Source organism: Flavobacterium sp., from assembly GCF_044361065.1.
In the GTDB taxonomy this organism is placed as follows: domain Bacteria; phylum Bacteroidota; class Bacteroidia; order Flavobacteriales; family Flavobacteriaceae; genus Flavobacterium.
The window spans coordinates 1-11,862 of record NZ_JBIKJI010000052.1 but is presented as its reverse complement, the minus strand read 5'-3'; the positions used below and the strand labels follow the sequence as shown (position 1 = coordinate 11,862).

The window sequence follows — 11,862 nt, the reverse complement described above, 5'->3', positions numbered from 1 at the left end:
CTAAAGGTTGGGCTGGTGCCTTTTTATACAATGAAAAAGCAAACTCTGCTTTAAAAAACTTCTTTAAAAGAGAAGATACACTTTCTGTTGGAATTTGTAACGGGTGCCAATTGATGATGGAATTAGAACTGATTAATCCTGAGCACGAGGTGCACGGAAAAATGAAACACAACGATTCTAACAAACACGAAAGTGGTTTTACTTCTGTAAAAATTCAGAAAAACAACTCGGTGATGCTTTCTACTTTAGAAGGTGCTACTTTAGGCGTTTGGATTTCGCACGGTGAAGGAAAATTCAATTTACCAATGCCAGAAAATGCGTATAATATTGTAGCAAAATATGGTTATGAAGGGTATCCAGCCAATCCAAACGGTTCGGATTATAATACGGCGATGCTGTGCGATACAACTGGTCGTCATTTAGTAATGATGCCACATATTGAGCGTTCTACATTCCCTTGGAATTGGGCAAATTACCCAGACAGAAATCAAAAAGATGACGTTTCACCTTGGCTAGAAGCCTTTTTGAATGCCAGAAAGTGGATAGATAACAAAAAATAAAAACATAAAAAAAAGGCTGTTTCATATGAAACAGCCCTTTTACTTTATATCCAAATTATCGAATTAATTTCTTGTATTTAATTCGAGTTGGCGTAACATCTTTACCTAATCGTTTGCGCTTGTTTTCTTCGTATTCTGTAAAACTTCCTTCAAAACTATATACTTGCGACTCGCCTTCAAAAGCTAAAATATGCGTACAAACTCTATCTAAAAACCATCTGTCGTGCGAAATAATTACGGCACAACCTGCAAAGTTTTCTAAACCTTCTTCTAAAGCACGAAGTGTGTTTACATCTAAATCATTTGTTGGCTCATCTAAAAGCAATACGTTTCCTTCTTCTTTTAACGTCATAGCTAAATGCAGACGGTTTCTTTCTCCACCCGATAAAGTAGCTACTTTTTTATTTTGATCACTTCCACCAAAATTAAAACGTGATAAATACGCACGTGAGTTAACTTGACGGCCGCCCATCATAATTAATTCTTGTCCATCACAAAAGTTTTCCCAAAGCGTTTTATTCACATCAATATTAGAATGCGATTGATCCACATAAGCAATTTTCACCGTTTCTCCGATATCAAAAGTTCCAGCATCGGCTTTTTGTTCGCCCATAATCATTTTGAAAATGGTAGATTTACCAGCTCCATTCGGACCGATAATTCCAACAATTCCCGCTTGTGGCAATACAAAATTTAAATCGTCGTATAACAATTTATCACCAAATGCTTTCGCCACATTTTTAGCTTCAATTACATTGGTTCCTAAACGAGGTCCATTAGGAATATAAATTTCTAATTTCTCGTCTAATTCTTTTTGATCTTCGTTTAATAATTTATCGTAATTCTGTAAACGTGCTTTTTGTTTGGTTTGACGACCTTTTGCTCCTTGACGCACCCAATCTAATTCGCGTTCTAAATTTTTTCTTCTTTTAGAAGCTACTTTTTCTTCTTGAGCCATTCTGTTCGATTTTTGCTCTAACCAAGATGAGTAATTTCCTTTCCACGGAATACCTTCACCTCTATCTAACTCTAAAATCCAACCCGCAACATTATCTAAGAAATATCTATCGTGCGTAACGGCAATTACGGTTCCTGAATATTGTGCTAAATGTTGTTCTAACCAAAGTACAGATTCGGCATCTAAGTGGTTGGTTGGCTCATCTAATAATAATACATCCGGTTGTTGCAATAACAAACGACATAAAGCCACACGACGTTTTTCTCCACCAGACAACACATTAATAGGTGTTTCAGGATCTGGAGTACGAAGCGCATCCATTGCGATTTCTAACTTAGTATCGATTTCCCACGCACCACAAGCATCAATTTTGTCTTGTAATTCCGCTTGACGATCCATAAGTTTCTCCATTTTTTCTGGATTCTCATAGACTTCAGGCAAACCAAAATCGTCATTAATTTTATTAAATTCAGCCAATAATTCAAACGTTTCTGCAGCGCCTTCACGCACAATATCTATAACCGTTTTTGTTTCATCTAAAATGGGCTCTTGCTCTAAATATCCAACCGTATAACCAGGTTGAAAAACTACATCACCTTGATAATTTTTATCAATTCCTGCAATAATTTTTAATAAAGATGATTTTCCTGAACCATTAAGTCCTAAAATACCAATTTTAGCTCCGTAAAAGAAACTCAAATAGATGTTTTTTAATACTTGTTTATCTGCACCTGGATAACTTTTACTCAATTTCTGCATTGAGAAAATTACTTTTTTATCGTCTGACATTTTATTTTTTTGTTGTTTATTATTTGTTTATAATCTTATAATCGTCGTAAATCTTAACTCAAACTTCGTAATTTAGATTTACATTCTTCCTTTTAAAGCATTGAATACCCAGGCGTTAGCAAAAAACCCAATTCCTACCGCTCCAAAGCCCCAACCTGCTACATCATCATATCTGTATATAGCTAAACTGATTATTATTAAACCCATAATAATCATAATACCTGTAGCCCAAGCTAAAACTGTATTTTTATTCATTTTTATTGTTTTTTAATCCCTTTTGGGTTGCAAATATCGTGATTTTTTATAATTTTTAGTAACTATACTTCTTTATTTAATTAGTTGAAAATTTTATAAACTAACTCCTTCAATATATCGGCTTCTTTCATCGAACCAGAACCTACACCTTTGCTTTTTACATCCATATCGCGAATGATTTCAATAATTTGACTCACTTTTCGCATCGGATAATTTTTACTTGCTGTAGCATATTCATCCATAAAAAATGGATTGACGCCCAATGCTTTTGCGGCATTGAATTTTGATTTATCTTTTAATCCGTGATATTGCAACAATTGAGCAAAAAAAGTAAACATTTGACCGCTAACAACAACTATTGGATTGTCTTTTGGGTTTGCCGCAAAATTATGAATGATTGTATAGGCTTTTTGCTGATTTCTCGTAGCTAAAGCCGATTTTAGTTCAAACACATTATAATCTTTGCTAAACCCAATGTTTTCTTCAATGTTTTTTGGTGTAAAAATATGACCTTCAGGAAAAACAATTTTTAGCTTTTCCAATTCGTTATTAATTTTAGCTAAATCTGTTCCTAAAAATTCGGCTAACATAGCGGCTGCTTTAGGTTCAATTCCGTAATTCTGACCTTTTAATACTTTAACAATCCAATCTGGAACTTGATTGTCATATAATTTTTTACTTTCAAACCAAACGCCTTTATCTTTTATGGTTTTAAATATTTTTTTTCTTCCATCTGGTTTGTCTCTGTAAGCAAAAACCAAAATAGTAGTAAGTTGCGGATTCAAGGCATACGACTCAAATTTTTCAAATGTTTTAGATAAATTTTGCGCTTCTTTCACAATCACCACCTGAAAATCTGCCATCATAGGAAAGCGTTTTGCTGTTGACACAATTTCTTCAACAGTGGTATCTCTACCATACAAAACCACTTGATTAAAGGATTTTTCATCTTCAGTAAGTACCGAACTTTCAATTAAATCTGAAATTCTATCAATATAATAGGTTTCTTCCCCACATAAAAAATAAATGGGTTTGTAATTTTTAGATTTAATATCGTTAACTATTTTTATTACTTCAGTCAAAATATGTTGTTTTGATAATTTGTTTATTCGTGGATTTGATTATACATTCGCAAGATGCAAAAGTTACATTTTCCATCGTATTCTTTTCGTTTCAAAAATAGTGAAAATAAAGTTGCTATTTTTGATGAAATTAGAAAAAAATTTGTGGTGCTAACTCCAGAAGAATGGGTTAGGCAGCACACGATTCAGTATTTAATACAAGAATGCAAGTATCCAAAATCGCTTATAAACGTTGAAAAACAAGTAAAAATTAACGGAATGAGCAAACGATATGATATTGTAATTTTCAATTCGGATGGTAGTATTTTCTTGGTGGTTGAGTGCAAACAACCTGATGTAGACATTTCTCAAAACACATTCGATCAAATTGCAAGATATAATTTTACTCTGAAAGCCACATATTTAATGGTAACGAATGGATTAAATCATTATTTTTGTGAAATGGATTTTGAAAACGAAAAATATACTTTTTTAAAAGAATTACCTAACTATAATCTAAAGATCCAATAATCTAAGAAGTCTGAATGAAAACAGCCGTAGTCATATTAAATTGGAATGGTGCCAAATTATTGCAGCAATTTTTGCCTTCCGTGCTTCAGTTTTCTGGGGATGCTACTATTTATGTGGCGGATAATGCCTCTACAGATACTTCTATTGCCGTGTTGAAAAACGAATTTCCAACTGTAAAAATTATTGAAAACGCTGGAAATTACGGATTTGCAAAAGGATATAACGAAGCACTAAAATATATTGAAGAACCTTATTATGCTTTGGTGAATTCGGATATTGAGGTAACTGAAAATTGGCTACAACCTATAGAAACAATTTTTAATAACGAACCAAACACTGCCATAATTCAACCCAAATTATTAGATTACAAAAAGAAGACACACTTTGAATATGCCGGAGCAGCTGGTGGATTTATAGATAAATATGGGTTTCCGTTTTGTAGAGGTCGAATTTTTGATACTTTAGAAGAAGATTTGGGTCAATATGATACCGAAACTGAAATTTTTTGGGCAACAGGCGCTTGTTTTTTTATAAGAAAAGAGGTGTTTAGAAGTTTACAAGGATTTGATGGTGATTTTTTTGCGCATCAAGAAGAAATTGATTTGTGTTGGCGTGCCAATAACGTAGGACATACAATAAAATACTGTCCTACATCTGTAGTGTATCATGTGGGTGGTGCAACTTTAAACGAAGCCAATCCAATGAAAACATTTTTGAATTTTAGAAATTCATTATTGATGTTAACTAAAAATCTTCCGAAAGAAAAACTGGTTCCAATCATTTTTACACGTATGTGTTTAGATGGCTTAGCAGGTGTTCAATTTATATTTCAAGGAAAAGTAACACATACTTTTGCCATTTTAAAAGCCCATTTTTATTTTTATCATCTAATCGGACGAAATCTAAAGAAAAGAAACAACAGTCAAAAAACAGCTTATTATTATACAAAATCTATCGTCTGGAATTACTTTGTTCAGAAAAAGAATATTTTTAATAGAATTTAGACTTTAGACATTTGACTATAGACTTTAGACGTTTGACTTTTGACTTTAGATGTTTGTCTTATCAATAATGCTAAAAAAAACATAAATTTTACGGTTCAACTCACTTTGGTATGATTTTTTCTATTTAACTTTGTAAAAAATATATTTCAATGAAAAAAATATTAATTTTAGCAGCCATTATTCCTTTTGTACTTACTTCGTGTGTGTCAAGAAAGAAATTTGCTATGCTTGAAGCTAAAGAAAAAGCAACTCAAGATTTACTAAATACAGCAACTGTAAAATTAAACAGCTGTTTGGATGAAAAAGAAAAATTAAATACAGACAACACCAGTTTAGCTACACAGTTGGATTATTTAAAGAAAACAAATTCGGATTTAGTAGAAATGTCTAAAGATATGGCTATTTTATCTGCTAAAGGTTCAGAAAATTTAGAAAAATCTTTAGAGAGTTTAAAAGAAAAAGATTTAAAAATTACCCGTTTACAAGATGCTTTAACTAAAAAAGACAGCGTAACGTTAGCATTAGTTACAAGTTTAAAACGTGAAGTAGGTATGGACGATCCAGACATTAATATTAATGTTGAGAAAGGTGTGGTAATGATTTCTATAGCAGACAATTTATTATTCAAATCTGGTAGTTTTGAAGTAAACGCTAAAGCTAAAAACGTATTGGCTAAAGTAGCAAAAGTAATTAACAGCAAGCCTGATTTTGAATGTATGGTAGAAGGCCATACGGATAATGTACCTTATAAAAGTGCTGTTTTATTAGACAATTGGGATTTATCTGTAAAACGCTCAACAGCTATTGTACGTGTGTTACATAACGACTTAGGTGTGAATCCAAAACAATTAATACCAGCCGGAAGAAGCTCTTATGTGCCATTAGTGGCTAACAATACAGCAGTTAACAAAGCTAAAAACCGTAGAACACGCATTATTATAATGCCAAAAATTGACCAGTTTTACGATATGTTAGAAAAAGAAATGAAAAACTTAGGGAAAAAGTAATTCTCAAAACATAGATTTTAAAAAGCGACTTTATAGTCGCTTTTTTTTGTTTCAAAAAATTTGAAACAAAACCCTTCACCCTACACCTTTTACCCTTCACCCCACACCCATTTTGTAGAAATCATTCTACAAAGAAGTTTGAAAATGATTTAATATATTTGGGTTAGAGAAAAATGAGAAATAATACTTCGCATATTTATCAAAAACCAGATGTATTTTAAGAGTTTTGTTCGGTATTCCTTCGGTAGTTGTTCGGTAGGGCTTCGGTAAAATAGGGGTTTTACCGAAGCGTTACCGAAGGAATACCGAACAAAACCCGAACAAAACTAAAATAAATACAATTAAATCTGAATCACTTTGTGAAAAACCGTTTTCGCAACCAAAACGCTACATTCACTAAAATAATTAAAGCGGGTACTTCCACTAACGGACCTATGACACCTGCAAAAGCTTGTCCGCTATTGATACCAAAAACACCTATAGAAACGGCAATTGCTAACTCAAAATTATTACCCGATGCTGTAAAAGATAACGCCACCGCATCACGGTAATTAGCCCCAATTTTTTTAGACACAAAAAACATCAAGAAAAACATAATCGCAAAGAAAATAACTAACGGGATGGCTATTCTAAGCACATCCAAAGGTAAATCTACAATCATTTCGCCTTTCAAACTAAACATAACTACAATTGTAAAAAGTAACGCAATTAACGTTATTGGAGATACAAAAGGGATGAATTTTTGATTGAAGAAGGTTTCGCCAATGTATTTTTTTATGGCATACCTACTAACAAGCGCTAACCCAAAAGGAATGCCCAAATAAATTCCGACGGTTTGTGCAATTTCTACAATGGTTATATTTAATTGCAAACCTTTAATGCCAAACAACGGCAACATAATCTCAAGATAAAAATAGGCATACAAACTAAAGAAAAACACTTGCAGCAAACTATTAATACCAATTAAACCAGCGGTTAATTCACGATTGCCTTCAGCTAATTCATTCCAAACAATAACCATAGCGATACAAGGTGCTAAACCAATAATAATTAAACCCGTCATATATTCAGGGTAATCTTTTAAGAAAAAAGTCGCCAACAAAAACATTAAAAACGGACCTACTATCCAAGTAATAAGAAACGAGGCGGTTAGTAATTTTGGTTTTTCAAACATTTGTGGCACTTTTGAAAAATCAATTTTGGTTAATGGCGGGTACATCATTAAAATTAATCCAATAGCCAAAGGAATATTCGTAGTTCCCGAAGAAAACGAGTTGATAAAATCAACTGAATTTGTTATAAAATAACCAATAGAAACGCCAAGTAGCATCGCTAAAAATATCCAAAGTGTTAAAAATCGGTCTAAAAATCCTAATCTTTTTTTCATTTTTGATTTAATTTATTTGAGAAAACACATAATACATTTCCGAAGCAATTTGTAAGCTACGTTCTGCGTATTTTTCATTCATTAATTCGGTGCCATCAAAAGCTTTTGGGTCATCGTATTTAATTGGAAATCGAGAATCTGCACCAAAAACCATAGGGCAACCTTCATCGGCGTTGTTACAAGTCATTATGGCTGAGAAATTGGTTTTCGGATTAAATTCATCGAAATACGTTTTTGAAAAACAAATAATGGGATGTTGATTTTCGTCAAATTTTACAGCATACACAGTATTTTCTGTATCTGAAATTTTTTGAATTTCAAATCCTTGATTTGTTAAGGTTTCAGCCACTTTTGGAAACATAGCTGTGGCTTCCGTTCCACCAGAATAGCAAAAAACATTTTTTATATTGAAATGAAACGCCATAGTTTGTGCCCAAATTTGCGACAAATGACTTCTTCGAGAATTGTGTGTGCAAATAAAATTCAAACGAATATCTTCTTGAAGATTGACTTTATTTTGAATGTAATCCGCTAAGGGTTTCAAAACTGACTGTCTTTCACTCGAAACAGTGATTTCTTTTACAATTTCAATGGTTTTTGATAGATTTTCAAACATATTTTTCGCAATTTAATTTAACAACATTTGGCATCTAACTTAATGTACATTCCCATAAAATAACGTCCAATAGATTCAAATACGTCTTTATTCAAACAATAACATATTGATTTTCCTTCAATGGTGCCTTGAATGATATTGGCATTTTTCAATTCTTTCAAATGCTGAGAAATGGTAGGTTGTGCCAATGGTAATTCATTTACAATATCGCCACAAATACAGGTATCTACTTTTAGTAAATACTGAATAATAGCTACTCTGGCTGGGTTTGCCATAGCCTTTAACAAATTAGCAATTTTGTTTTGTTCTGTTGTAAAGGATTCAGATTTTGTAATTCCCATTGTTTCATATTTATATATTGCAATATTACGATAATAATATGACTAAAAAAATGTTTCGTAATAAAACAGAAACATTTTAGGTGAATTTATTTAAAACCAATTTTTTCTTTTGAAATAAATAATCATAGATACAAACAATAAAAACATACCGGCTACCACATAAAAATAACCATATTTCCAATGTAATTCGGGCATATTATCGAAATTCATTCCATACACACCCACAACAAACGTTAACGGCATAAAAAATACAGAAACTACAGTTAAGGTTTTCATCACTTCATTCATTTTATGACTTTGCATAGAAAAATAAAACGAAGAAGCGCTATCCAACGAGCTTAAATCGGCATCAATCTGATCTAAAAGTTCCAAACATTTTTGATGTAATCGAGAAAAAAATGAATAATTTTCAACTGTAATGACATTAAAAACATCATCATCTTTCATACTTTTTATAGAATATAAAGAATCGCGAAGTGGTACAATAGAACGACGTAAAAAGTTTAAATTATCTCTATGATGTTCAATATCTTCTAAAATATTCGGATTGGGTTTGGTCTTGATTAAATCAATAACTGTATCAATTTTATGCTCCTCGCTTTCTATGGTAATATAAAAATTTTCCATAACGGCGTCAAGAAGAAGATATAATAAATAATCGACTTTTCTATCTCTAACAATTCCAGCTTGTTGTCGCATTCTTTCTCGAATATGAAGGAAAAAATCACTTTTTTTCTCCTGGAACGAAAACAAGAAACCATCACGTAAAATAAAACTTATTTGTTCTACATCAATACCATTTGAATCTGGAAGTAAGGACTTAATATTAAAAAATAGGGTATGATTGTACTCCTCAACTTTAGATCGTTTCAGAATATTTAATATATCACCTAAAATAAAATCATCAATTTTAAATTTTATGCCAATTTCCTTAATTAAGGTAATATCCGACAAGCCGTGCAAATTAATCCAATTGTTTTTAGTCGCATCCAGATGTTTGTCTAATTGAGATAGTTTTATATCTTCAAATTCCGATAATTCCTCAGAATTGTAAACAAATAGTTGCATTTCAGGCGCAATATTTTCGTGTTTACCCGTATACTCTATTAGAGTTGGTATAACTTTTCGACCTTTTTTGTATAATAGTTTTCGCACTTTATTTTAAATAAGTATTTTTACCTTTTACAAATATAACTATTTCTTATGCAAACCATAATTATAAATATAAAACAATTACTCCAAGTTAGAGAAACTTCTATTAAAAAAGTTTCAGGTTCGGAAATGGCGCATTTACCCATTTTAGAGAATGCTTTTTTAGTTTTGGAAAATGATCTTATTTCTGATTTTGGTTTGATGGAAAATTGTCAAGAATTAGAAAAAGCAACAGTTATTGATGCTACTGGAAAAATTGTAATGCCCAGTTTTTGCGACAGTCACACCCATATTGTGTATGCTGGAAATAGAAGTGGCGAGTTTGTAGATAGAATAAATGGGTTGTCATACGAAGAAATTGCCAATCGTGGTGGTGGAATATTAAATTCGGCAAAGAAATTAAACGAAACATCTGAAGAAGAAATTTACAACCAATCTAAAATACGTTTGGAAGAAGTCATTTCTCAAGGTACAGGAGCTGTTGAGATTAAATCTGGTTACGGTTTAACTGTAGAAGGCGAATTAAAAATGCTTCGTGTAATCAAAAAGCTAAAAGAAAACTATCCAATTGCTATAAAGGCAACTTTCCTTGGTGCACACGCATTTCCATCGGAATACAAAGAAAATCATCAAGCGTATATCGATTTGATTATCAATGAAATGCTACCCAAAATCGCAGCAGAACATTTAGCCGATTATATTGATGCTTTTTTAGAAACGGGTTATTTTAGTGTTTCTGAAACCATTCAGATTATGGAAGCAGGTAAAAAATATGGTTTAAAACCAAAAATTCACGTAAATCAGTTTACAGCCATAAACGGGATAAAAGCGTGTGTAGAAAACGGAGCGTTAAGTGTAGACCATCTTGAAATTGTAACTGATGAAGACATTGAAACATTAAAAAATTCTGAATGTATGCCAGTGGCTTTACCAAGTTGCTCGTATTTTATTTCGATCCCGTACACGCCAGCACGACAAATGTTGAATGCTGGCTTACCTTTAGCCTTAGCCTCTGACTTTAACCCAGGAACAACGCCTTCTGGAAATATGCATTTTGTGGTTGCTACGGCTTGTATAAAAATGAAAATGACTCCAGAAGAAGCCATAAATGCAGCGACAATTAACGGTGCCTACGCAATGGATTTAAGCGACTCGCACGGAAGTATTACAAAAGGCAAGAAAGCCAATTTGATTATTACAAAACCTTTACATAGTTATTACGAAATTCCGTATTGTTTTGCTACGAATTTGATTGATAGTGTTTGGTTAGATGGGAAAGTTTTTAACCGCTAAGTTCACAAAGATTGCCTCTTTACGGCAAACCTAAAACCCAGCTTCCACCAAAATCTCCATTAGTTCTTTTGTAATCGGATGTTCAAACTGAATATATTCGGCGTGCAAATGCAATCTATCGGCTTTCGTACCATATAAATCGTCGCCTACAATTGGGGTTTTCAAACCTAAATTGTGCGAAGCGTGAACTCTTAATTGATGAGTTCTTCCAGTAATGGGAAAAAAATGAACTTTCGTTTTTCCGTTTTTAACTTCAATGGTTTTCCACTTGGTTTGTGCCGATTTTCCGTGTTCGTAACACACTAATTGACGAGGCCTATCCTCTAAATCAACTCGCAAAGGCAAATCAATATAACCGTATGATTTTTCCAACAAACCATCTAAAAGTGCCACGTAACGCTTTTTTATCGTTCTATTTATAAACTGACTTTGTAATTGTACGGCTGTAGCTTCATTTTTCGCGATAAGCATAATTCCAGAAGTAGACATATCCAATCGATGCACAATTAAAGGACCTGTGGCTTCCGGATATTTTTCCTTAATTCGAGCATAAACAGAATCTGAAATGGTTTTTCCTGGAACGGATAAAAATTCCGTTGGTTTATTTATAGCAAGCATAACCTCATCTTCATATACAATTTCAATGTCTTTTCCTGCTGCGTGATTCATAATAAATGGATTTTCTTCCATTTCTAAATCTTTAAGCATATGTCCCATTAAAATAGGTTCGCATTTACTTTTACAAGACGGGTAAAATTGCTTGTGTTGGCGTACTTCAGAATTTGGCGATTGTCCCCACCAAAATTCGGCCATACAAATGGGCTTTAAATCATTCTGAAATGCATAATGCAATAACTTTGGCGCAGCACATTCTCCAGCTCCTGCAGGCGGATTATTATTAAAAATTT

The 11,862-nt window shown here is 32.7% G+C and carries 13 protein-coding genes; 5 read left to right on the top strand and 8 right to left on the bottom strand.

Going from position 1 to position 11,862, the window contains the following annotated elements:
- On the top strand, nucleotides 1-560 hold a 560-nt coding region (locus tag ACIQ11_RS04860), incomplete at its 5' end, for a phosphoribosylformylglycinamidine synthase subunit PurQ (RefSeq protein WP_396153335.1).
- Nucleotides 561-615: 55 nt separating this feature from the next.
- Here ACIQ11_RS04860 and ettA read toward each other — a convergent pair.
- The 3 genes from ettA to holA form a co-directional block, all read right to left on the bottom strand.
- Nucleotides 616-2,307, bottom strand: coding sequence for an energy-dependent translational throttle protein EttA (gene ettA, locus ACIQ11_RS04855; RefSeq protein ID WP_396153333.1), 1,692 nt, complete (start codon nucleotides 2,305-2,307; stop codon nucleotides 616-618).
- A 78-nt stretch (nucleotides 2,308-2,385) separates the two neighbouring features.
- On the bottom strand, nucleotides 2,386-2,568 hold the full coding sequence (locus tag ACIQ11_RS04850) for a CAL67264 family membrane protein (protein ID WP_396153337.1): 183 nt from the start codon (nucleotides 2,566-2,568) through the stop codon (nucleotides 2,386-2,388).
- Between the two features lie 74 nt (nucleotides 2,569-2,642).
- On the bottom strand, nucleotides 2,643-3,644 hold the full coding sequence (holA, locus tag ACIQ11_RS04845) for a DNA polymerase III subunit delta (protein WP_396153331.1): 1,002 nt from the start codon (nucleotides 3,642-3,644) through the stop codon (nucleotides 2,643-2,645).
- Between the two features lie 54 nt (nucleotides 3,645-3,698).
- Here holA and ACIQ11_RS04840 point away from each other — a divergent pair, with 54 nt between their 5' ends.
- The 3 genes from ACIQ11_RS04840 (at nucleotide 3,699) to ACIQ11_RS04830 (ending at nucleotide 6,165) form a co-directional block, all read left to right on the top strand.
- Nucleotides 3,699-4,154 carry a type I restriction enzyme HsdR N-terminal domain-containing protein gene (locus ACIQ11_RS04840; protein ID WP_396153329.1) on the top strand — a complete coding sequence of 152 codons (456 nt, stop codon included), beginning with the start codon at nucleotides 3,699-3,701 and terminating at the stop codon, nucleotides 4,152-4,154.
- Nucleotides 4,155-4,168: 14 nt separating this feature from the next.
- The gene (locus tag ACIQ11_RS04835) at nucleotides 4,169-5,158 is read left to right on the top strand and encodes a glycosyltransferase family 2 protein (RefSeq protein ID WP_396153326.1); all 990 of its coding nucleotides are present in this window, start codon (nucleotides 4,169-4,171) and stop codon (nucleotides 5,156-5,158) included.
- A 149-nt stretch (nucleotides 5,159-5,307) separates the two neighbouring features.
- Nucleotides 5,308-6,165, top strand: a complete 858-nt coding sequence (locus ACIQ11_RS04830; RefSeq protein WP_396153324.1) for a flagellar motor protein MotB — start codon at nucleotides 5,308-5,310, stop codon at nucleotides 6,163-6,165.
- 352 nt (nucleotides 6,166-6,517) lie between these two features.
- Here ACIQ11_RS04830 and arsB read toward each other — a convergent pair whose 3' ends face one another.
- From arsB to corA, 4 genes are all read right to left on the bottom strand, one after another.
- On the bottom strand, nucleotides 6,518-7,552 hold the full coding sequence (arsB, locus tag ACIQ11_RS04825; RefSeq protein WP_396153322.1) for an ACR3 family arsenite efflux transporter: 1,035 nt from the start codon (nucleotides 7,550-7,552) through the stop codon (nucleotides 6,518-6,520).
- A gap of 7 nt (nucleotides 7,553-7,559) precedes the next feature.
- Entirely contained in the window at nucleotides 7,560-8,168 is a 609-nt protein-coding gene (locus tag ACIQ11_RS04820) for a low molecular weight phosphatase family protein (protein ID WP_396153320.1), read from the bottom strand.
- 17 nt (nucleotides 8,169-8,185) lie between these two features.
- On the bottom strand, nucleotides 8,186-8,509 hold the full coding sequence (locus tag ACIQ11_RS04815) for an ArsR/SmtB family transcription factor (protein WP_396153318.1): 324 nt from the start codon (nucleotides 8,507-8,509) through the stop codon (nucleotides 8,186-8,188).
- A 90-nt stretch (nucleotides 8,510-8,599) separates the two neighbouring features.
- Nucleotides 8,600-9,664, bottom strand: a complete 1,065-nt coding sequence (gene corA, locus ACIQ11_RS04810) for a magnesium/cobalt transporter CorA (RefSeq protein ID WP_396153316.1) — start codon at nucleotides 9,662-9,664, stop codon at nucleotides 8,600-8,602.
- 48 nt (nucleotides 9,665-9,712) lie between these two features.
- Here corA and hutI point away from each other — a divergent pair, with 48 nt between their 5' ends.
- Entirely contained in the window at nucleotides 9,713-10,954 is a 1,242-nt protein-coding gene (hutI, locus tag ACIQ11_RS04805) for an imidazolonepropionase (protein ID WP_396153314.1), read from the top strand.
- A gap of 30 nt (nucleotides 10,955-10,984) precedes the next feature.
- Here hutI and ACIQ11_RS04800 read toward each other — a convergent pair.
- Nucleotides 10,985-11,862 (bottom strand): RluA family pseudouridine synthase (locus ACIQ11_RS04800; protein WP_396153312.1); only part of this gene is annotated, 878 nt, incomplete at its 5' end.